Raw genomic sequence first — 21,622 nt, forward strand, 5'->3', positions numbered from 1 at the left:
TCATTGGTTGAACTTGATCTTGCTCCAGCTGCGGGTCATCAGGCGCATGATCTTGGGCGGCGGCGCCTTGGCGATGTACAGCTTGTCGAGCACGGCCTGGCTCGGGAAGACCTCGGGGTTGTTCTGCATCTCCTCGGGCAGCAGCGTCTTGGCGTCAGCGTTGGCGCTGGGGTAGCCGACGTACTCGCTGATGCCGGCGATCACCTTTGGATCGAGGACGTAGTTGATGAACGCCAGCGCCTGCTCCGGATGGCCGGCATCCGAGGGGATCGCCATCAGGTCGAACCACAGGTTCGCGCCTTCCTTGGGAATGCTGTAGGCGATCTCGATGCCGTTCTTCGCTTCCTTGGCCCGCGCGGCGGCCTGGAACACGTCGCCGGAGTAGCCGAAGGCCACGCAGATGTTGCCGTTGGCCAGGTCCGAGATGTACTTCGAGGAGTGGAAGTAGGTGACGTACGGACGCACCGCCACCAGCTTCGCCTCGGCCTTGGGATAGTCCGCCGGGTTGGTGCTGTTGGGGTCCAGGCCCAGGTAGTTGAGCACCGAGGGGATCATCTCGTCGGGCGAGTCCATGAAGGCCACGCCGCACGCCTGGAGCTTCTTGATGTTCTCCGGCTCGAACAGCACGGCCCACGAATCGATCTTGTCGACGCCCAGCACCTGCTTGACCTTGGCGACGTTGTAGCCGATGCCGTTGGTGCCCCACAGGTAGGGCACCGAGTGCTTGTTGCCCGGGTCGTTCTGTTCCAGCAGCTTGAGCAGCGTCGGGTCCAGGTGCTTCCAGTTCGGCAGCTGGCTGCGGTCGAGTTCGAGGAACACGCCGGCCTGCACCTGGCGGGTCAGGAAGTGGTTGGACGGCACCACCACGTCGTAGCCGGAACGGCCCGCCAGCAGCTTGCCTTCCAGGGTCTCGTTGGAATCGAAGACGTCGTACACCGGCTTGACCCCGGTGGTCTTCTGGAAGCCGGCGAGGGTGTCCGGGGCGATGTAGTCGGTCCAGTTGTAGATGCTGACCGTCGGTTCAGCGTGAGCGGCCATGGCCATCGTGGCCAGGGCGAAGGGCGCAAGGGTGCGCAGCAGTCTCATGACGACTCCCGAATTGTTGTTGTGAATGGAGTAGTGCGGTTGATCAGACGCTCAGCAGCAGGAACTCGCGCTCCCAGGAACTGATCACCCGCTTGAAGTTCTCGTGCTCGGTGCGCTTCACCGCGACGTAGCCCTGCACGAATTTCTCGCCGAGGAATTCCTTGAGCACGGCGCAGTCTTCCATCTGCTGCAGCGCGTCCTCGATGGTGATCGGCAGGCGCAGGTTGCGGCGCTCGTAGGCACGGCCCTGGACGGCAGCGCTGGGGTTGATCTGCTCGATCATGCCCAGGTAACCGCAGAGCAGGCTGGCGGCCAGCGCCAGGTACGGGTTGGCGTCGGCGCCCGGCAGGCGGTTTTCCACGCGCATGGCGATCGGCGGCGCGGCGGGCACGCGCAGGCCCACGGTGCGGTTCTCTTCGCCCCATTCGACGTTCACCGGCGCGGAGGTATCCGGCAGGAAGCGGCGGAAGGAGTTCACGTTCGGCGCGAACATCGGCAGCACTTTCGGGATGTACTTCTGCAGGCCTCCGATGTAGTGCAGGAACAGCTGGCTCATGGAGCCGTCTTCGGCGGCGAAGATGTTCTTGCCGGTGGCGATGTCCAGCACGCTCTGGTGGATGTGCATGGCGCTGCCGGGCTCGTCGGTGATCGGCTTGGCCATGAAGGTGGCGCTGACGTCATGCTTGAGCGCGGCTTCGCGCATGGTGCGCTTGAACACGATGATCTGGTCGGCCAGGCTCAGCGCGTCGCCATGACGGAAGTTGATCTCCATCTGCGCCGGGCCGTCCTCGTGGATCAGCGTGTCCAGGTCCAGGCCCTGCAGCTCGCACCAGTCGTAGACGTCCTCGAACAGCGGGTCGAATTCGTTGGCGGCGTCGATGGAGAAGCTCTGGCGGCCGCTTTCCGGGCGGCCCGAGCGGCCCACGGGGGCTTCCAGCGGGAAGTCCGGGTCGCTGCTGCGCTTGGTCAGGTAGAACTCCATCTCCGGCGCCACCACCGGGCTCCAGCCCTTGTCGGCATAGAGCTTGAGCACGCGCTTGAGCACGTTGCGCGGCGACAGTTCGATGGGGTTGCCGACCTTGTCGAAGGTGTCGTGGATGACCATCGCGGTCGGTTCCAGCGCCCAGGGCACCAGGAAGATGGCGTCCGGGTCGGGACGGCAGACCATGTCGATGTCCGCTTCGTCCAGCAGGTCGTAGTAGACGTCGTCATCGACGAAATCGCCGGTGACCGTCTGCAGCAGAACACTTTCGGGGAGACGCATGCCCCCCTCGCCGAGGAACTTGTTGGTGGGGGAAATCTTGCCGCGGGCGATGCCGGTGAGGTCGCTCACCACGCATTCGACTTCGGTGATTTTCTGTTGCTTCAGCCGTTGCTCCAGTTGCTCGGCGGGGGTGGTCATACAAGCCTCGGTTTTTTTGGTTTTGTAGTGAATGCACACGCAGCAGGGGTGCTGCCAGGCGAGGCTAGTGTCGGCGCGGGAGCGGCGGTGTTCTATCCACTTTGCGCAAAGCTGCGTTTGCCGTGCAAGAGAACACGCCAGCGAGGGGGCTTGCACAGGGGGCGAGTGGGCGACCGAGGTGATTGTCCGTTGCCGGGATGGCGGCAGCACCTTGGCCGAGGCGATTGCCGTGCGCTTTGTCGGTCCTTCATCCCGCGTGGTTCTTTCAGGGAATCCAGTGTTCGTTTGTCGGACGGCACCCTTATGAAAGTCATCCTAAGAGTTTTCCCACTAGTGAGCAGGAAAATAACTACATGACGACCGATGACGGGTTACTAAAATCGCCGCGACATTTCGCTGGCATTCGCCAGGCGAATGCTGACAGAACTCCCAGGTGTAAACATGAAACTGAAGATATTTGCGCTGTCTGCCCTGGTGGCAGTGGCGGTGGTTGGCTGTGACCAGAATATGCCTGCAGCCAAGAAACCCGATCAGACTCACTGGACCAAGACCCCAGCGCTACCCATCATTCAAGACGCAGTCAGTTCGCTAGTGCCCACCTTCAATGGCCAGCAGGCTCCGGTGCTGGTCAACCAGCTCTGTGCCATGGCCCAGGGCGCGATCACTCAAGCGCAGAACAACGCACAGCTGACGACGCTGGGGATCGACGCCACCAAGCTGACGCCCACCGCCAAGGATGCCGTTGCCTTGCTGGTCAACGGCGACAAGGCGGGCCAGGCCACGGCCTGCGCGGCCTATCAGGCGATGGTGGTGATGTCTCCGCTGAGCCCGGGCGACATCCTGCGTGAGGTCAAGGTACCCGTGGCGCAGGCGGCCAAGGTCGAGAAGGGCGACAAGACCGACAAGGGGCAGAAGAAAGAAACCGTTGCCACCGAGACTCGCCAGGTCATCGACCAGGAAGCCACCAACCGGCTCTTCCGGCTGCGCATCGCCCAGGTTCGTGCCAGCGCCGATACCTATGCCTACATCGCCGAACGCCTGGCGGAAACTCCCGGCCTGACGCTGGCGCAGTATCAGGAAAAGGCCCGCACCCTGTTCAGCTCCATGGCTCCGTCCTATCTGCAACTGGTTCAGCGTTACCTGCCTCCGGCCGCGACCCAGTATCGCCTGGAACAACTCGATGAGCTGGGGACCGCTTTCAGCAGTGATGCAGGCATGCGTTACAAGGTCTCGCGCAGCGACGGTCTGATCTTCACGCAGAACGGCCAGATCTGGCTCGGCGCGGGCTACATCATGGGTAATGACTACCGCGTACAGGCCACCTACTTCGTGCCGGCAGCGCAGAAGAATGCCAGCACCCAGAAATAATCATTGGCATCAGCGCGCCGACAACTAGTTGCCTTTCTTACTGAATCTGCCTGCAGACAAAGTCTGTCAGGCAGGTTTTTCGTTGTTCCTTCCTGGAATAACCAGGGCATTCCGTGACATGCCGCGCCGGTTATCCGCTGCAATCGCTGTTCCCAAGTAATTGTTCTAGCTAGGAATCTGCCCGAAGTTTCCCTTCTATATTGGGAATTATCTTAATTACCCTGGGGGTGATCTTGTTATTAGGGGATTTCCTACAGCCATCAGGGAATATCCTAGGTTCGTCGGATTCGGCCGCTCCTTAGCATCTGCGCATTCTTCCTACAGGCCCAAAAAGCACCAGGAAGAGTCCTCACGATTACTTTGGAGCTACAAGCTTGAACATCATCTATCGCTGTGTCTGGTGCAGCAAAACCGGAACCTATGTGGCGGCGTCCGAATTCGCCAAAGGGCGCGTGAAGTCCGGTCGCTCGGGGATGGGGCGTCTCGCTGCGGCAATTGCTCTGGCAGCAGGGGGGATTGCCGCACCCGAGGCCTTCGCGGGCGCCATCGTCAACTGTAACCCCGCCAATGGCGCGGGCAGCTACTCCAGCGCCGATGGCGCCAGCGGTGGCACCTGGCAGAATGGCGGGGTCGATCTCACCGGTTGTACCGGCGCATCCGGCAGCGATGCCATCATCCTCAACGAAGCCTCGGCATCGGCCCCGCAGGCCGGCAAGGCCTGGATGGCCATCGGCAAGACCAGCACCACCGGTGTGGGCACCATCACCCTGACGGGCCCCAGCGGTATCACGCTCAATGGCGTGACCAGCCTGGCGAACAACAAGATCACCAACCTGGCCAACGGCACCGCCGCCACCGATGCGGCCACCTATGGTCAGTTGCAGGCTGCCACGACCTATTTCCATACCAATTCCTCGCTGGGCGACTCCTCCGCCACCGGTACGAACGCCACGGCGATCGGCCCGCTGGCCGTGGCGTCCAGCGCCTCCACGGTGGCCATTGGCAATGGTGCCACGGCGAACAGCGGACTCAGCATCACAACGGCCTCCCTGGCCCTGGGATCGGGGGCTGTTGCAACCGTTACTTCAAGGCGGGTGGTGCGAATGACGGCACCGACGACGCGAGTGCCGTAGGTGGCGCCACTGCGGCCGGTGCGAAAGCTACGGCCTCGGGGGGCGGTAGTACGGCTGTGGGTCAAAGCGCCACGTCTGCCGGCACTAATTCGGTCGCGCTGGGAAGTAGCTCCGCCGCCGCGGGTTTTACCGCGGTTGCGCTGGGCACCTCGTCTAATGCCGCCGGCTCAGGCTCGGTGGCGATCGGTCAAAACGCCTCGGCTGCCAACACGGTCGATATTGCGATCGGCGCAAATGCAACCGTTGCGGCCAATGCCGCGAATGCACTGGCCATCGGTTCTGGTTCGCAGGCTGGCGGCCAGTCGACCTCGCTGGGCAATGGTGCCGATACCCACCTCACCACCTATTCCGTCGCCATTGGTCATGGCACCACTGTGACAGGCGCTACTGGTGTTGCACTGGGTGCGGGTGCTGTTACGTCGGCCGCCAACTCGGTGGCGTTGGGTACCAATTCCACCACCACGGCCAACCTGGCCGCCGCCGGCTACAACCCGGGTTCGGGCGCGCTGTCGGGCACGGCTTCGGCCGCCAATGGCGAGGTCTCGCTGGGTTCGTCGGGCAAGGAGCGTCGCGTGACCAACGTGGCGGCCGGCTCCAGCGCCACCGACGCGGTCAACGTCAGCCAGCTGCAGTCCGAAGACGCCAAGGTCAATAACAACGGCACCAGCACGGCCTCGGCGCTGGGCGGTGGTGCTGCTTATAGCAGCACCACCGGTTCGATTACCGCGCCCAGCTATGCGCTGGCCAATGCCAACAGCATCGGCGGCACCAGCGGCGCGGCCACCGACGTGGGCAGCGCGTTTGCCAAGGTCGATACCGCACTGGGCAAGGTCAATACCCAGGCCACCAACACCAACCGTTACTTCAAGGCGGTTGGCGCCAATGACGGCACCGATGATGCGTCTGCGGCCGGCGGTTCCGTTGCGAGCGGCATAAAAGCCAATGCCAGCGGATCCGGTAGCGTGGCGATGGGGCAGAGTGCTACCTCTTCCGGCAATTATTCGATTGCGGCGGGTATCAATTCCACGACTTCCGGCCTTAGTGCGGTTGCGCTGGGTAACGCGGCCAATGCTTCAGGCGCAAGCGCGCTGGCGCTTGGGCAGGGAGCTTCAGCTGGTGGCACGGTCGATATTGCGATCGGCGCAAATGCAACCATTGCGGCCACTGCCGCGAATGCACTGGCCATCGGTGCTGGTTCGCAGGCTGGCGGCCAGTCGACCTCGCTGGGTAATGGTGCCGATACGCACCTCACCACCTATTCCGTCGCCATCGGTCATGGCACCACTGTGACAGGCGCCAGCGGTGTTGCGCTGGGTGGCCGACTCGTCGGCTGGCGGCACCAACGACATCGCCATTGGCGGTGCGGCAGCCTCCAGTGGCGGCTCGAACAATATCGCCATGGGTACTTCGGCTCAGGCGCTCAATGGTTTATCGATCGCGATAGGTAATACGGCCGCTGCCAAGATGTCGGGCGACGTGGCCCTGGGTTCCGGTGCATTGGCACAGAGCTCTATCAGCGGCGGCTATTACGCCACCGCTATTGGTACCAGTGCCACGGCAACTTCGCAGCGCGCGACGGCGCTGGGCGGTTCGTCCAAGGCAACCGGCAACTACACCACGGCCGTGGGCGCCGGTGCGACCGCGAGTGCGGATAACAGCGTGGCGCTCGGCGAGAACGCACTGGCTGACCGGACCAATACGGTGTCGGTGGGCAACGCCTCCGCCAGCAGAACGCGCCAGGTCGTGAACATGGCCGCCGGTACGCAGAGCACCGACGCGGTGAACGTATCGCAGCTCACCCCGCTTGTAACCGCACTGGGCGGCGCTGCGGCGTTCAACAGCACCACCGGCGCGGTTACCGGCCCGAGCTATGCGCTGACCAATGCCAACAGCATCGGTGGCAGCAGCGGCGCGGCCACCGACGTGGGCACGGGCTTCGGCAAGGTTGATGCCGCCCTGGGCGTGCTCAACACCACCGCCAACAAGGGTTGGAACCTGAGCACCGACGGCGGCGCCACCTCGCAGAACATCGCTCCGGGCGGTACTGCCAACTTCGCTGCGGGCACCAACGCTACCGTCACGCGCAGTGGCAACACCGTGACCGTGGGCGTGGTCAACAACCCGACCTTCAGCGGCATGCTGACCGCCAACGGCGGCCTCACCGTCGGCGCCGGCCAGACCGTCAGCATGGGCGGCAACAAAGTCACCAACGTGGCCGACGGCAACGTGGCTTCGGGCAGCAAGGACGCCGTGGATGGCGGCCAGCTGTACAACACTGTCAGCACCACGGCGACCGCACTGGGGACCACCCTGGGCGCCAATGGTGCAATCACCGCCCCGAGCTATGCGCTGACCCATGCCAACAGCATTAACGGCACCAGCGGCGCGGCCACCGATGTGGGCAGCGCGTTCGGCAAGGTCGACGATGCACTGGGCAGCCTTAGCGCCCAGCTCAATGACGGCGGCATCGGCCTGGTCCAGCAGTCCGCTGCTGGCGAAAACCTGACCGTGGGCAAGGACACCGATGGCGCTGCCGTCGACTTCCTGGGCACTGCCGGTGCTCGCAAGCTGATCAACGTGGCTGATGGCGCCGTGGCGGCCGACAGCAAGGAAGCCGTCAACGGTTCCCAGCTGTTCGCAACCAACCAGAACGTGGCTCAGAACGCCACCGACATCAGCAACCTCGATGGCCGTGTGACTCAGAACACCACCGACATTGCGGGTAACACCACGTCGATCAACAACCTCGACGCCCGTGTCACCACCAACGAAGGCGACATCTCCACCATCAACAACTCCATCACCAACCTCAGCGGTCTGATGGGCGATGCGGTGATGTACGACTCGGCCGCGCATGACAAGGTGACCCTGGGCAACGCGGATACTCCGGTCCAGCTGACCAACATCAAGGCCGGTGATCTGTCCGCAGACAGCAAGGACGCCGTCAATGGCTCGCAGCTGTTCGCGACCAACCAGGATGTAGCGCAGAACACCGCCGACATCGCTGGCAACACCACCGCGATCACCAACCTCGACGGTCGCGTGACCAACGTGGAAGGCGACGTCAGCAACATCAACACCCAGATCAGCAACGGCACCATCGGCCTGGTCCAGCAGTCCGCTGCTGGCGAAAACCTGACCGTGGGCAAGGACACCGATGGCGCTGCCGTCGACTTCCTGGGCACCGCCGGGGCTCGCAAGCTGATCAACGTGGCTGATGGCGCCGTGGCGGCCGACAGCAAGGAAGCCGTCAATGGTTCCCAGCTGTTCGCCACCAACCAGAACGTGGCTCAGAACACCACCGACATCAGCAACCTCGATGGCCGCGTGACTCAGAACACCACCGACATTGCGGGTAACACCACGTCGATCACCAACCTCGATGGTCGCGTCACTACCAACGAAGGCAACATCAGCAACCTCGACGCCCGTGTGACCACCAACGAAGGCGACATCTCCACCATCAACAACTCCATCACCAACCTCAGCGGTCTGATGGGCGATGCGGTGATGTACGACTCGGCCGCACACGACAAGGTGACCCTGGGCAACGCGGATACTCCGGTCCAGCTGACCAACATCAAGGCCGGTGATCTGTCCGCCGACAGCAAAGACGCCGTCAATGGCTCGCAGCTGTTCGCGACCAACCAGGATGTAGCGCAGAAGGCAGCATTACCAACATCTCCAACATTGCCGGTAACTCCAAGTACTTCCGCGCGAACTCGACCAAGGCCGAGTCCGTTGCCAGTGGTGCTGATTCGGTGGCCGTTGGCGGCGCCGCCAAGGCATCGGGTGACGGTGCGGTTGCCGTGGGCGACGGTGCCGAAGCTTCGGCCAAGGGCAGCGTAGCTCTGGGTCAGGGCTCCAGCGACAACGGCCGTGGTGCCGAGGTTGCCTACACCGGCAAATACTCGGGCGCAACCAACGATAACGTCGTTGGCACCGTGTCCGTCGGTAATGCGGCCACTGGCGAAACCCGCACCATCAGCAACGTTGCTGACGGCAAGGATGCCAACGATGCGGTCAACGTGCGTCAGCTGGACGGCGCCGTGGCGGAGTCCAAGGCTTACACCGATGACTCGATCAAGGGGCTGAACAGTTCGGTCGCCGACGTGGACAATCGTGTGACCACGATCGACAACCGCGTGACCAAGACCGAAGGTGACGTCAGCAATCTGCAGAACGGTACCGATGGTATGATTCAGGTTCAGAACACCTCGAATCTGCCGAAGCCGAAAGCGACTGGCACCGACTCGGTAGCTGCTGGTGCTGGTGCGGAAGCCTCGGGTGCGAACAGCACCGCGATGGGTTCCGGCGCCAAGGCCTCGGGCAAGAACTCGGTGGCTGTCGGTGCGAACTCGGTGGCCGACCGCGACAACAGCATGTCTGTTGGCAGCGTCGGTAACGAGCGTCAGATCACCAACGTGGCCAGCGGTACCGAGCGTACCGATGCGGTCAACGTCGGCCAGGTGGAAGATGCGCTGAACGCCCTCTCGGGTCAGAGCAACGCCCAGTACAACAGCCTGAAGCGCGATCTGCAGAAGACCGACGACACCCTCAGTGCCGGTATTGCCGGCGCCCTGGCCGCCGCCAGCCTGCCGCAGCCGTATGTTCCGGGCGCCAGTATGGCCTCGGCGGCAGCGGGTACCCCTGTCGTCGCTCGCGGTGACAGGGGTTTTTCTTTTTCAGCCTCGCGTCTCCCAGCGCCGTTGCGCGCCGCCTTCCTGCACCGGTCGAACCGGCGTGTGGAGCCGTGGGGCCGGGGTGGTGTGGAGCGCAGCGATAGCCATCAATTGCGATTGGCGGGTTCCATTGGCTGCGACGGAGCTAGCTTAAGGACATCGCGGACGGAGTCCGCTCCTACGCTCGCCGGTGACGCAGGAGCGGACTCCGTCCGCGATTGGCATCCGGCAGCGCCGATGCCGGGACGGGTTCGCGAGCAAGCTCTGCCAGTGTGAGGGTATTGACGGCATCGATGCCCCATCTTCCCTGGTGGGGCGTCTTCTTCTACCCCTGTCGTCGCTCGCGGTGACAGGGGTTTTTCTTTTTCAGCCTCGTGTCTCCCAGCGCCGTTGCGCGTCGCCTCCCTGCACCGGTCGAATCGGCGCTTGGAGCAGCGGGGCCGGGTTGGTGTGGAGCGCAGCGATACCCATCAATCGCGATTGGCGGGTTCCATTGCTTGTGACGGAGCGGGCTTAAGGACATCGCGGACGGAGTCCGCTCCTACACTCGCCGGTGACGTAGGAGCGGACTCCGTCCGCGATTGGCATCCGGCAGCGCCGATGCCGGGTTCGGTCAGAGGACCGCGTCGAGCAGCCGGTACCAGGCGATACCGACGCCGAGGTAGAGGCGCTGCAATCCGTGGAAGGGGATTGGTCGCACCGGCGTGAGCGGGAAGGGGAAGTTCTTCTCGCGGTCCAGCAGGCGCTCGGCCAGGTGCCGGCCGAGGGTGGAAGCCATGGCGATGCCGCGTCCGTTGTAGCCCAGCAGGATGCTCAGGTTCGGTGCCGGTTCGTGCAGCCGCGGCATGAAGTCCGGCGTCAGCGCCACGCGGCCGCTCCACTGGTATTCGAACTCGACCTCGGCCAGTTGCGGGAACAGTCCCAGCAGCGAACGCTTCAGATGCAGCCAATCACCAGGCGAACGCGGCTCGGCGAACGGGCCGCGGCCACCCAGCAGCAGCCGGCCGCGCGCGTCCTGCTTGAAGTACAGCAGCAGGCGACGCGCATCCGAGCAGACCTCGCCACCCGGCAGCACGCTGCGCCGCAGGTTCTCTGGCAAGGGTTTGGTGGCGACGATGAAGCTGTTGGCGGCGATCACCGTCTGCCGCAGCTTCGGCCACAGGTCGTCGGTATAACCGTTGGTGGCGAGGATCACGCGCTCGGCGGTGACCCTGTGCCGAGTATCCGTGGTGAGCTGCCAGCCGCTGCCATGGCGGCGCAGGTCGGTCACACGGTTGTGGCCGTGGATGTCCGCGCCTTCGCTCAGCGCGGCGCGGGCCAGGCCGCGCACGTAGCTCAGCGGCTGCACGCTGCCGGCGCGCGGGTCGACCCAGGCGCCGAGATAATCATTGCTGCCGATGCGCTGGGCGACGCTGCTCTTGTCGAGCATCTCCACCGGCACGCCGTGCTGACGCCATTGCTCGGCGCGTTTTTCGATGGCGCGCAGCGCGGCCGGAGAAGCGGCCGGTTGAATCCAGCCCTTGCGGGTGGCTTCGCAGTCGATGTCGTAGCGGCGGATCAGCTCGAAGACTTCATCGGCAGCGCCCCCGGCAACTTCGATCAGGCGCTCGGCCTGGTCGCCGCCGAACATGCGGCGAAGGTCATCGGGATCATGCTTGAGGCCGGGAATCACCTGCCCGCCGTTGCGCCCGGAAGCGCCCCAGCCGGGCTCGCCGGCGTCCAGTACGCAGACGCGCACGCCATTGCGGGCCAGGTGCAGCGCGGTGACCAATCCGGTGTAGCCGGCGCCGACGATGGCGACGTCGACCTGCTTGTCTTCAGCCAGTGCCGGTGTTGCCGGGCCGGCGCTCGCGGTGGCCGCCCAGAGCGAGGGTGGCAGTGCCAGGGGCTGGGCGTTCATGCCTGGCCCCCGTCGGTGTTGAGCAGGCGGCGGAGGAATTCCTGGGTGCGCGGCTGGCTCGGCGCGCCGAGCACGTCCTTGGCAGCGCCTTCCTCGACGATGCGCCCGCCATAGAGGAAGCACACCTTGTCCGCCACTTCGCGGGCGAAGCCCATCTCGTGGGTGACCACCACCATGGTCATGCCTTCGTCGGCGAGCTTGCGCATCACTGCCAGCACTTCACCGACCAGTTCCGGGTCCAGCGCCGAGGTCGGCTCGTCGAAGAGGATCGCCTTGGGCCGCATCGCCAGCGCACGGGCGATGGCAACGCGCTGCTGCTGGCCGCCGGAGAGCTCGTCCGGATAGGCGTCCATGCGGTGGCTCAGGCCGACCTTTTCCAGCAGGGCGCGGGCGTGCTCGCGGGCTGCTTCCGGGCGTTCCTTCTTCACGTACACCGGGCCTTCCATCACGTTCTGCAGGGCGGTGCGGTGGGGGAACAGGTTGAAGCGCTGGAACACCATCGCCACCTGGGTGCGGATCTCGTGGATGGAGTTGGCGTGACGGTCGACGCGCTCCTGGCCGACCAGGATGTCGCCACCCTCGTAGGTCTCCAGGCCGTTGATGCAGCGCAGCAGGGTGGACTTGCCCGAGCCGGACGGGCCGATCAGGCACACCACCTGGCCGCTCTCCACCGACAGGTCGATGCCTTCGAGAACGCGGGTGCTGCCGTAGCTTTTGTGCAGCGACTGGATGCGGATCATGCTTTCTTCCTCGTGGCGATGCGCGCTTCGAGGCGGCGCAGGGCGTACGACAGCGGCAGGCTCAGGGCCAGGTAGAGCAGGGCCACCAGGGTGTAGACGGTCATGTTCTCGAAGGTCGAGGAGGCGATCAGCTGGCCGGCGCGGGTCATCTCGGCCACGGTGATGGTGGACACCAGCGAGGAGTCCTTGAGCATCATCACCAGGGTGTTGCCGTAGGGCGGCAGGGCGATGCGGAAGGCCTGCGGCAGCACGACCCGGCGCATGATCATCGGGCCGCGCATGCCGAGGGATTCGGCGGCTTCGATCTGCCCCTGCTGGATGGCCTGGATGCCGGCGCGGAAGTTCTCCGCCTGGTACGCCGAGTAGGCGATGCCCAGGCCGATGATGCCGGCCTGCATGGCGCTGAGCTGCACGCCGAAGTCCGGCAGCACGAAGTAGATGTAGAACAGTTGCACGATGATCGGCAGGCCGCGGATCACGTTGACCACGGAGATGCCGAACAGCGCCACGGCGCGAATCTTCGACACCATCATCAGGGCGAAGGCCAGGCCGATGAGCGAGCTGAGCAGGAACGACGCAATCGTGACCTGCACGGTGACCACCGCGCCACTCAGGAGAATGGGCAGGAAGTCCAGAGCATTCTGGAGAAACATAGGGGTGTCCGTGAGCGGAAATCAGAGAGCGCCCGTGGCCGGGCGCAGGAGGCGCGCGAGAAGGGCGACCGTCAGTCCAGGTGCCACTTGTCGATGATGCCGGCGAGGGTGCCGTCGGCCTTGATGCTGGCGATGCCCTTGTTCACCTGGGCGAGCAGAGCCGGGTCGCCCTGGCGCAGGATCAGGCAGACCTCGCCCTTGATCTGCGGCTGGTAGCTGTCCACCAGGCGCACCTTCTTCAGGCTGCCCTTGGCCATCTGGTAGGCGAGGATCGGGTGGTCGCCGAAGCCGGCCTTGATGCGCCCCAGGGCCAGGTCGCGGGTGAGGTCGGCGAGGGAGTCGTAGCCGCGCACTTCCTTGAAGATGCCGCGCTGGTTGAGCTTGTCGATGAAGATGGTGCCGACCTGGGCGCCAACGATCTCGCCCTTGAAGTCATCCATGCTGGTGTAGGCCTTGTCGTCGTCGGCGCGCACCACCAGGCCTTCGCCGTACTCGAACACCGGGTCGGAGTACTGCACCACTTTCTCCCGCTCGGGGGTGCGCAGCATGGCGGCGGAGATCAGGTCGATCTTCTTCGCGGTGAGCGAGGGGATCAGTGCGGCGAAGGTGGTCTGGGCGATTTCCACGTCGAAGCCGCCGGCCTTGGCCACGGCCTGTGCGGAGTCGACCATCATGCCCTGGATGCTGTTGGTCTTGACGTCGAGGAAGGTGAAGGGCACGCCGGTGGCGGTGGCGCCGACCTTCAGAGGTTCGGCCTGGGCGGCCAGGGATGCGGCGCAGCTGGCGACGAGCGCGAGGGCGCAGGAAAACACGCGGAGGCGAGGATGCATTGGTGAACTCCCATTTGACGCGGATTGTTGTCTTTATGCGTTATGGATAGCCTCGAGTATCGGCAGGAGGCGTTGGTCGCAATATAAATGATTTACAAGAATCGTAAAGAGATTTATAAATATCGCATATCGATATTTACGGTCTAATAAGAATCTGATCCTTCGCAAGGACGAGACATGAGCGACAACGAAAACAGCCTGTTCAACCAGTCGCTGGAAAAGGGCCTGGCCGTGCTGCGCGCCTTCAACGCGCGCAGCCGCACCATGAACCTGGCGGAAGTGGCGGAGGCCGCCGACATCACCAAGAGCTCCGCGCAGCGGATGATCCACACGCTCGAAGCGCTGGGGTACGTCAGCAAGCACCCGCAGACCAAGCGCTTCCAGCTGACGCCACAGGTGATGGAGATCGGCTACAACTACCTCGCCGCCGACACCCTGGTGGACGTCGCCAACCCCTTCCTCGCGGAACTGGCGCAGACCACCGGCGAGACCACCAACCTCACCGAGCCGGTGCGCACCGACATGCTCTACGTGGCGCGTTTCGTGGGGCCGAAGTTCATCCCGATCCACCTGCCCATCGGCAGCCGCATCCCCATGTATTGCACCGCCTCGGGCCGCGCCTTCCTGAGTGCGCTGAGCGACGACGAGGTGCTGGAGTTGCTGCAGGGCAGCGATCTGTCCAGCCATACCCAGTACACCCGCACCTCGCTGGAGGAAATCCTCGCGGAGATCGCCGACATCCGCCGCAAGGGTTATGCGATCAACAGCGAGGAACTGTTCCTGGGGGACATGGCGGTGGCCGCGCCGGTGCGCAACAGCCAGGGGCGCCCGGTGGCGTCGGTGCACGTGGTGGCGCCCACCAGCCGCTGGACCCGCGAGGACGCCGAACGCCGCCTGGCGCCGGCGGCCATCGAGTGTGCACGGGCGATCAGTACTTCGATCCGGACGCTCTGAAACAGCACGCTCAGGCTTGCGGCTGCAGACGCTCGGGCGATGCCTCCAGCAGCCGTTGCAGCTGCGCCAGGGCTCGTTCGAAGTCGAAGCCATCGATGGCTTCGGTTATCTCCTGCAGCAGCCCCGCCCGTGGCGAATCCGCGAAAGCGCTGCCCAGCCGGCCGACCAGCTCGCCGGCGCTGGTGTCGCTGTCTTCGAGCAAGGCGTGCAGCTGCTGGAGGAGGGCTTTGACCTGCTCCTCCGGCATGGCGGCGGCAGGCGGCTGCGCCGTTGGCGCGGCACCGAGAGTCGCCAGGCTCGTCAGCACCGTCTCCAGTTGCGCCTGCACATCGAATAGCAGGCGCGAGATGAGCTCTTCCGGGGATGGCCCCTGGCAGGCGTCCTCCAGCACCGTGGCCGCCCGGGCCAGCGCCAGGGCACCGATATTGGCAGCCGCGCCGCGCAGGGTGTGGGCCGCGCGGCGACGGGCCGTCGGGTCGGCCGCCGAGTCGAGTGCGCGAAACTCGCCGATGAAGTCTCGGTAGCTGGTGCGGAAGCGCTGCAGCAGACGTTCGTAGAGCGCCGCCTTGCCGGCGCAGGTGGCCAGCCCCGCGCGGCTGTCGATGCCCGGCAGGTCGAACTGGCTGGCGGGCGGTGCAGCCGGCGGCTCGCTCGTGGTGGCCGGGCGCTGCCGTGGCTTGATCCAGCGTGACAGGGTGAGGAACATGGCGGGCGGGTCGATGGGCTTGGCGATGTGGTCGTTCATGCCGGCGGCCAGGGCCAGTTCGCGGTCCCCGGCCATGTTGTTGGCAGTCATGGCGATGATCGGCAACTGCGCCAGTTCCGGGCGCAGGCGCAGCGCCCGGGTGGCGGCGTAACCGTCGAGCACGGGCATCTGGCAGTCCATCAGCACGCAGTCGAATTGCCTGTCGACGGCCAGCCGGTCCAGCGCTTCCTGGCCGTTGCAGGCCAGCACGATCTCGATGCCGGCGTCGCCCAGCAACTCCATCGCCAGCTCCTGGTTCAACTCGTTGTCTTCCACCAGCAATACCCGGCTGCCGGCGACGCGGGCCAAGGCCTCGTCGGTGGCGCTCTGGCGTTCCCGGCTACGCGGCTCGACGGCGCTCTGCTTGCCCAGGGCGATGTTGATCGACTCCAGCAGGGTGGAAGGGGTCACCGGTTTGGTCAGCACCGTGCCCAGTTCGACGCCGCGTTGCCGGGCGGCATCCAGTGCTTCATCTCGGCCGAAGGCGGTGACCATGATCACCGCCGGTACGTTCTCGCAGTGGCCGTCGTGCAACCGCGCGACGACCTCGATGCCGTCGATCCCCGGCATCTGCCAGTCGACCAGCACCAGCTGGTAGGGCAACTGCCGTTGTTCCGCCTCGTTGATCCACTCCAGGGCCTCGTTGCCGTTGCGCGCGACGTCGACTTCCAGCCCGTAGCTCAGCGCCATGCCGGAGAGAATTTCGCGTGCCGCGGCGTTGTCGTCGACCACCAGCGCGCGTACGCCGAGCAGTTCGTCCGCCCTCAGCATTCGCCGGGGCGCGGCGGTCTCGGGGATGCCGAAGCGCGCATGGAAGTGGAAGACGGAGCCCTTGCCCGGCTCGCTGTCCACCCAGATTTTCCCCCCCATGAGTTCCACCAGGCTCCTGGAGATCGACAGCCCCAGCCCGGTGCCGCCATAGCGGCGCGACGTGGAGGAATCGGCCTGGATGAACGACTGGAACATGCGCCCGCACTGCTCGGCGGTCATGCCGATACCGGTATCGCGCAGCCAGAAGTGCAGTTCCGCGTCCCGCGGGCCGAGCGCCACGGGCTCGATGCCGAGGACGATCTCCCCGCGTTCGGTGAACTTCACCGCGTTGTTGCCCAGGTTGAGCAGGATCTGCCCCAGGCGCAGCGGGTCGCCGACCAGCGAGGTCGGCAGCTCCTGGCCGAGCTGGAACAGCAGCTCCAGGGATTTCTCCTCGGCCTTGAAGCCGACCAGGGCGGAAAACTGTTCGAGCACGTCTTCCAGGCGGAACTCGACGCGCTCCACGCTCATCATCCCGGCCTCGATCTTGGAGAAGTCGAGGATGTCGTTGATGATGCCGAGCAACCCCTCGGCAGAGCGGTTCACCTTCTGCACGTAGTTGTGCTGCCGCGCGTCGAGACCGCTTTTCAGGGCGAGGCTGCTCATGCCGATGATCACGTTCATCGGTGTGCGGATCTCGTGGCTCATGTTGGCCAGGAATTCGCTCTTGGCCCGCGTCGCTTCCTCGGCCAGCTCCTTGGCCCGGCGCATCTGTTGCTCGACCAGCTTGCGCTCGGTGATGTCGTACAGCCAGGCCAGCATGGCGGGTTCGCCGTGATGGAGCATTGGCAGGTAGGTGGCGAGGATGTCGCGCACATTGCCCTGGCTGTCGTAGAAGCGGACCTCGCGCTCGAGCATCCGGTTGCCGGCCGCGAGTTCGTTCCAGATGGCCTCTCGCTCCGTAGCGTCGACGTAGAGCCCGGCAGCCTCGTCGCCGGCCCTGAGGCCGAAGCTCGTGGCGAACGCCGGGTTGACCAGGTGCAGGTGGCCATGGGTGGAAATGGCGACGCTGACCGGGCTGCAGTCGAGGATGTATTGCAGCTGCCTTTCACTTTCCTGCAGGGCCGAGGCCTGGCATTCCATCTGCTGGGCCTGGGTGCGGGTTTCCTTGAGCAGTTGTTCGGTGCGCGAGGTGCGTTCGAGAATTTCCAGGTTCATGGCCAGCAGCGGGACGAATTCGTCGAGCAGGACCCGCTGGCTCGGGCCGAATTCCTGCAGGCCCTCCAATGCCAGCACGCCGACCAGGCGTTCGCCGTGGATCAGTGGCAACACGTCGAGCACCAATGGCGGGGAGCACTCGCCGTCTGCCTGGCGTTCGGGCAGGGGCAGGTGGATCGCGGAGCGCTGTTTCGCGCACTGGCCGATCAGCCCCTGGCCCACGGGCAGGCGCGAGGGCGCGCCCGGCCCCGGTGCGTAGCTGCCCAGCAGCACCATCTCGGCATGCTTCTCATCGTGAACATGCAGGGTGGCGCGCCGCAGCGCCAGGAGCGGGGCCAGCGTCTCGAGGGTACGGTCGCCCAGTTCGCTGGAGCCGGCGACGGATTGCATGGCGGTGCTGAGGGTGGCGACCTGGGTCTTCACCCAGCGCTGGTCCGCCATCTGGCGGGCTTCGGATTGCAGGGCAGTGATCGCCCGCGCCATCTCGCCGATTTCATTGGGGTAATCCTGGAAGGGAACCACCACGTCCAGTTCGCCCTTGCTCAGGGTGTCGACCGAGTGCCTGAGCTTTTCGGCGGGGCGGCGAATGGACAGGCTGATGAGAATCCCGAAGAGGAACCCGCCGCCCAGGCACAGCGCGAGCAGCCAGATGGTCAGCTCGACACTGCGCAGGAAATGCTCGGAGGCGCGATTGACCTCCAGGTCCGCCCCGGCGCGCTTGATCTGCCCAACCTCGGCCAGGGCCTGGTTGGCGACCTCGCCGGGGCGCTGGAGCTGGGTGGAAGACAGCAGGGCGATGGCCGCCAGGTCCGAGGAACGGCCGGCGCTGGCGGGTTGGTCGTTGAGTTGCAGCACGTGGTCGATCTGGCCCTGGTAGTCCTCGTAGGCGACTTCGAAACGGATCAGCCCCTGCTGCGCAAGGGGGCGAGAAATGAGCGGGCGCGCCTGTTCGATCTCCTCGCGCAGGGTCGCCCTGGTGTCCTTCAACTGCTCCAACGCCTGCTCCCTGGCACCCGTGTCGGCGGCGAGCACTGCCTGGCGGACGCTCCTGCCTATGCTGGCCAGCGCGACCCGGGCGGAATCGATATGGGAGAGGCCGAGCATCTCCTGTTCATAGATCTGGGTGATCCGCTGGTTCTGCTCGCGCTGGACGTACAGGCTGTACAGGCCGATGAACAGGGCAAACAGCAGGATGCCGCCAAAGCCGATCACCAGCCGGGTCCTCAGCTTCAGCTGCTGTAGAAAGCCGAGTGGGGTCACCATCGCGCCGCCTCCTGGCAAGCCTGCCTTGCAGCGATGAGGGGTTACGCCTGTCGGCCGGGCATGCCGGTGTCGTCAGGTGACGCATCGCTGTCACCGAACTCTTCGGCAATGCGTCGAAATTCGTCCTGCAGTGCGAGGAAGGCGTCCACCACGTCCGGATCGAAATGCAGGCCGTGCTGGCTGCGGATGTACTCGACTGCGGCCTCATGGGGCATGGCGTTCTTGTAGATGCGCCGGCTGATCAGCGCGTCGTAGACATCGGCCACTGCCATCAGCCGGGCCGATAGCGGGATCGCATCGCCCGCCAGCCCCAGCGGATACCCCGAGCCGTCCCACTTCTCGTGGTGGCCGTAAGCGATCTGCTTGGCCAGGCGCAGGAAGGGCACGTCCATGCCCAGGCGTTCTTCGGCCTTTTCCAGCGCATCGAGCCCCAGCGTGGTGTGCCTCTTCATGACCTCGAACTCTTCGGCGGTGAGTCGACCGGGCTTGAGCAGGATATGGTCGGGAATACCGACCTTGCCGATGTCGTGCAGCGGCGCGGACTTGAACAGCAGATGTCGGGTTTCGTCGTCGAGGTCGGCGGCGAAGCGCGGGTGCTGCTGCAGGTGATCGGCGAGCGCCCGGACATAGTGCTGGGTGCGGCGGATGTGGTTGCCGGTCTCGTTGTCGCGGGTCTCCGCCAGGGACGCCATGGCGATGATGGTGACGTCCTGGATGGCCGCGAGCTCGCGGGTGCGGCGCTGCACTTCCTGTTCGAGGAACTCGTTCTGGTCGCGCAGGAAGTCGGCGGCGGCCTTGATGCGCAGCTGGTTGTCCACGCGCATCAGCACCGTGGGCGGGTTGATCGGCTTGGTCAGGTAGTCCACGGCGCCCAGCTCCAGGCCGCGGATTTCCTCGTCGGCGGCGACCTGGGCGGTGATGAAGATCACCGGGATGCGCTGCGTACGGGTGTCTTCACGCAGGCGCCGGCAGACCTCGAAGCCGTTCATGCCAGGCATCATCACGTCCAGCAGGATGAGGTCCGGCGGATCGTCGGACTGGGCGATCTGCAGTGCCTTCTCGCCGGTACGGGCGGCCTTGACGCGGTACAGCAGCTTGAGCAGTTCCGAGAGGAGCGTGAGGTTCTCGGGAGCATCGTCGACGATCAGGATCGTCGGACGAACAACGGGACCAGGTGCATTCATTGACCATCCTCCGCCGAAAGGCGCGCGCCAGAGCATTTCCTTCTGCGCGCCGAATCAGTATAGACCGCGCCGGACGGGCCTCGCGGGCAATTCGCAAGGCCTGCCCGTGGGTGAATCAGCCGTTGTGTTCTACCTGGACGAAGTGCCGCGTGCCGGCCTCGACGTCATAGATGTGGTAGTTGTTCATCATCCGCCCGTAGAGGTGCAGGCTGACCGCGCGCGGGCGGTCGGCAGGGACACCGGTGACGTGGATGTGGTCGGGGTTGGGGACGAAGCTGGTGACCGCGCCGGGTGGCAGCAGGATCATGCCGCCCTTGACCAGTTCGATGCCCTCGTCGCGGTTGCGGTCGGCGGACAGGCAGACGTAGCTGCGCTCCTCCAGCACGCCCTCGACTATGCCCACCACGCCCCAGCTGCCGTGGTCGTGTACCGGCGTCCATTGACCCGGCGACCAGACCAGGGCGTAGAGCGACAGGTTGTCGTCCGGCGCCTGGTAGATCAGGTTGCGCGCATAGTGGAACGGGTCGCTCTGGTAGTGGTGCGCTTCGAGGAAGTCGCCGGCATGGGCGAGCAGCTCCATCATGAAAGGCGCCAGCGAGGCCACGCACTGGCAGGGTTCGGATTCCTGCCGGCTGAGTTGGGTGGCGTGTTCGATGAAGCGGGCGAGGGTGGCGTGGGGCATGAGCGGTGCGCTCCGGCAGGCGTTGTCGACACAACGACATCACTCTAGCCGCTTTTGCCGAGCCTGCTCAGAACCGCAGGGCACATGACCCGGCGCGGGTCATCCACCCTGCGTGGGGCTCAGGCGTCCTTCGGCGCGCGCCGCAGCAGGTAGGTATCCATGATCCAGCCGTTGGCCTCGCGGGCTGCCTGGCGGGTGCGCCGGATGTCTTCGCCAACCTCGGTGAGCCGCCCGCTGCGGAGGATTTCGTCCGGGGTGCCGACGTAGGCGCCCCAGTAGATTTCCAGTTCCGGATCGTCCAGTTGGCAGTAGGTATCCTCGGCGTCGAGCATCACCACGACGCTCCCGGCATTGGCCGGGAAGCCTTCGGCCAGGCGACGACCGGTGGTGATCTGCACTGACTGGCCGATGGCGTTCAGCGGCACCCGGTGGCGTGCGGCGAGGGCCTGCACGCTGGTGATGCCGGGGATCACCTGGTAGTCGAAGTTCACCCGGCCCTCGCGCAGGACGGCGTCGAGGATGCGCAGGGTGCTGTCGTAGAGCGAGGGGTCGCCCCAGACCAGGAAGGCACCGCACTGGCCCTCCTGCAGTTCGTCCGCGATCAGGCGTTCGAACACCTGCTGCTTGGCCTGGTTGAGGTCACGCACCTGCCCGGCGTAGTCGCCTTCGCGGACGCGTTCGGGGCTGTCGGCTTCGACGATGCGGTAATCGCTGCGGGAAACGTAGCGCCCGAGGATGTCGCGGCGCAGCTGGAGCAGCTTGTCCTTGCTCGCGCCCTTGTCCATGAGGAAGAACACGTCCGCGCGGTTCATCGCGTTGATCGCCTGCACGGTGAGGTATTCAGGGTCACCCGCGCCGATGCCGATGATGAGCAGCTGCTTCATGTCTGGTCCTGCGTGCCGTGGATCGAAGGGCTTCAAGACTACGCCTGTCCGGCGACGTGCTCATCTGTCGAATCGACGCGCTGTTGTGGGTGTTTGCCGATGGTCCGCTGCGGGCTGAGGCCGATCGCGGACGGAGTCCGCTCCTACG

General features: G+C 65.1%; 15 protein-coding genes and 1 pseudogene. 6 read left to right on the top strand and 10 right to left on the bottom strand.

Going from position 1 to position 21,622, the window contains the following annotated elements; genetic code table 11:
• Both UB43_RS20300 and UB43_RS20305 read right to left on the bottom strand, forming a co-directional pair.
• Positions 1-1,086 carry a polyamine ABC transporter substrate-binding protein gene (locus tag UB43_RS20300; RefSeq protein WP_045214541.1) on the bottom strand — a complete coding sequence of 362 codons (1,086 nt, stop codon included), beginning with the start codon at positions 1,084-1,086 and terminating at the stop codon, positions 1-3.
• Between the two features lie 43 nt (positions 1,087-1,129).
• A complete protein-coding gene (locus UB43_RS20305; RefSeq protein ID WP_045214542.1) occupies positions 1,130-2,488 on the bottom strand; it encodes a glutamine synthetase family protein in 1,359 nt (452 codons plus the stop codon).
• A 441-nt stretch (positions 2,489-2,929) separates the two neighbouring features.
• Here UB43_RS20305 and UB43_RS20310 point away from each other — a divergent pair, with 441 nt between their 5' ends.
• The 5 genes and pseudogenes from UB43_RS20310 (at position 2,930) to UB43_RS20325 (ending at position 9,947) form a co-directional block, all read left to right on the top strand.
• On the top strand, positions 2,930-3,856 hold the full coding sequence (locus tag UB43_RS20310; RefSeq protein WP_156160457.1) for a hypothetical protein: 927 nt from the start codon (positions 2,930-2,932) through the stop codon (positions 3,854-3,856).
• Positions 3,857-4,230: 374 nt separating this feature from the next.
• Positions 4,231-4,989, top strand: coding sequence for an ESPR-type extended signal peptide-containing protein (locus tag UB43_RS29620; RefSeq protein WP_045214545.1), 759 nt, complete (start codon positions 4,231-4,233; stop codon positions 4,987-4,989).
• A pseudogene (locus UB43_RS29955) lies at positions 4,917-6,278 on the top strand (hypothetical protein); the annotation flags it as partial. The gene UB43_RS29620 and the pseudogene UB43_RS29955, both read left to right, overlap by 73 nt.
• 25 nt (positions 6,279-6,303) lie before the next feature.
• A complete protein-coding gene (locus UB43_RS30110) occupies positions 6,304-8,838 on the top strand; it encodes a hypothetical protein (protein WP_306345927.1) in 2,535 nt (844 codons plus the stop codon).
• Entirely contained in the window at positions 8,751-9,947 is a 1,197-nt protein-coding gene (locus UB43_RS20325; protein ID WP_306345928.1) for a hypothetical protein, read from the top strand. Before UB43_RS30110 ends, UB43_RS20325 begins: the two co-directional genes overlap by 88 nt.
• Positions 9,948-10,284: 337 nt before the next feature.
• Here the strand turns inward: UB43_RS20325 and UB43_RS20330 are convergent, their stop codons facing one another.
• The 4 genes from UB43_RS20330 to UB43_RS20345 form a co-directional block, all read right to left on the bottom strand.
• Entirely contained in the window at positions 10,285-11,571 is a 1,287-nt protein-coding gene (locus UB43_RS20330; RefSeq protein WP_045214549.1) for an FAD-binding oxidoreductase, read from the bottom strand.
• Positions 11,568-12,311: an amino acid ABC transporter ATP-binding protein gene (locus UB43_RS20335; protein ID WP_045214550.1), complete on the bottom strand. Its 744-nt coding sequence runs from the start codon at positions 12,309-12,311 to the stop codon at positions 11,568-11,570. The genes UB43_RS20330 and UB43_RS20335 overlap by 4 nt, the downstream gene beginning before the upstream one ends.
• Positions 12,308-12,964, bottom strand: a complete 657-nt coding sequence (locus UB43_RS20340; RefSeq protein WP_038803618.1) for an amino acid ABC transporter permease — start codon at positions 12,962-12,964, stop codon at positions 12,308-12,310. The genes UB43_RS20335 and UB43_RS20340 overlap by 4 nt, the downstream gene beginning before the upstream one ends.
• 71 nt (positions 12,965-13,035) lie before the next feature.
• Positions 13,036-13,794, bottom strand: coding sequence for an ABC transporter substrate-binding protein (locus tag UB43_RS20345; protein WP_045214551.1), 759 nt, complete (start codon positions 13,792-13,794; stop codon positions 13,036-13,038).
• A gap of 177 nt (positions 13,795-13,971) precedes the next feature.
• Here UB43_RS20345 and UB43_RS20350 point away from each other — a divergent pair, with 177 nt between their 5' ends.
• Positions 13,972-14,748, top strand: coding sequence for an IclR family transcriptional regulator (locus UB43_RS20350; RefSeq protein WP_045214552.1), 777 nt, complete (start codon positions 13,972-13,974; stop codon positions 14,746-14,748).
• Positions 14,749-14,758: 10 nt separating this feature from the next.
• Here UB43_RS20350 and UB43_RS20355 read toward each other — a convergent pair whose 3' ends face one another.
• The 4 genes from UB43_RS20355 to cobF form a co-directional block, all read right to left on the bottom strand.
• Positions 14,759-18,724, bottom strand: coding sequence for a response regulator (locus UB43_RS20355; protein ID WP_045214555.1), 3,966 nt, complete (start codon positions 18,722-18,724; stop codon positions 14,759-14,761).
• Positions 18,725-18,765: 41 nt separating this feature from the next.
• Positions 18,766-19,908, bottom strand: coding sequence for an HD-GYP domain-containing protein (locus UB43_RS20360; RefSeq protein WP_045214559.1), 1,143 nt, complete (start codon positions 19,906-19,908; stop codon positions 18,766-18,768).
• 115 nt (positions 19,909-20,023) lie between these two features.
• Positions 20,024-20,590, bottom strand: a complete 567-nt coding sequence (locus UB43_RS20365; RefSeq protein WP_045214562.1) for a cysteine dioxygenase family protein — start codon at positions 20,588-20,590, stop codon at positions 20,024-20,026.
• A 119-nt stretch (positions 20,591-20,709) separates the two neighbouring features.
• The gene (gene cobF, locus UB43_RS20370) at positions 20,710-21,474 is read right to left on the bottom strand and encodes a precorrin-6A synthase (deacetylating) (protein ID WP_045214564.1); all 765 of its coding nucleotides are present in this window, start codon (positions 21,472-21,474) and stop codon (positions 20,710-20,712) included.
• Positions 21,475-21,622 lie beyond the last annotated feature (148 nt).

Origin of the sequence: Pseudomonas sp. 21 (assembly GCF_000955805.1) — a bacterium.
Classification (GTDB): domain Bacteria; phylum Pseudomonadota; class Gammaproteobacteria; order Pseudomonadales; family Pseudomonadaceae; genus Pseudomonas.

Excerpts from the sequence above, each read along its gene's own strand:
- UB43_RS20360 (WP_045214559.1), bottom strand. The coding sequence starts at position 19,908 with ATGAATGCACCTGGTCCCGTTGTTCGTCCGACGATCCTGATCGTCGAC.
- UB43_RS20350 (WP_045214552.1), top strand. The coding sequence starts at position 13,972 with ATGAGCGACAACGAAAACAGCCTGTTCAACCAGTCGCTGGAAAAGGGC.
- UB43_RS20335 (WP_045214550.1), bottom strand. The coding sequence starts at position 12,311 with ATGATCCGCATCCAGTCGCTGCACAAAAGCTACGGCAGCACCCGCGTT.
- UB43_RS20340 (WP_038803618.1), bottom strand. The coding sequence starts at position 12,964 with ATGTTTCTCCAGAATGCTCTGGACTTCCTGCCCATTCTCCTGAGTGGC.
- UB43_RS20355 (WP_045214555.1), bottom strand. The coding sequence starts at position 18,724 with ATGGTGACCCCACTCGGCTTTCTACAGCAGCTGAAGCTGAGGACCCGG.
- UB43_RS20305 (WP_045214542.1), bottom strand. The coding sequence starts at position 2,488 with ATGACCACCCCCGCCGAGCAACTGGAGCAACGGCTGAAGCAACAGAAA.
- UB43_RS20310 (WP_156160457.1), top strand. The coding sequence starts at position 2,930 with ATGAAACTGAAGATATTTGCGCTGTCTGCCCTGGTGGCAGTGGCGGTG.
- UB43_RS20345 (WP_045214551.1), bottom strand. The coding sequence starts at position 13,794 with ATGCATCCTCGCCTCCGCGTGTTTTCCTGCGCCCTCGCGCTCGTCGCC.
- UB43_RS20300 (WP_045214541.1), bottom strand. The coding sequence starts at position 1,086 with ATGAGACTGCTGCGCACCCTTGCGCCCTTCGCCCTGGCCACGATGGCC.
- UB43_RS20365 (WP_045214562.1), bottom strand. The coding sequence starts at position 20,590 with ATGCCCCACGCCACCCTCGCCCGCTTCATCGAACACGCCACCCAACTC.
- cobF (WP_045214564.1), bottom strand. The coding sequence starts at position 21,474 with ATGAAGCAGCTGCTCATCATCGGCATCGGCGCGGGTGACCCTGAATAC.
- UB43_RS20330 (WP_045214549.1), bottom strand. The coding sequence starts at position 11,571 with ATGAACGCCCAGCCCCTGGCACTGCCACCCTCGCTCTGGGCGGCCACC.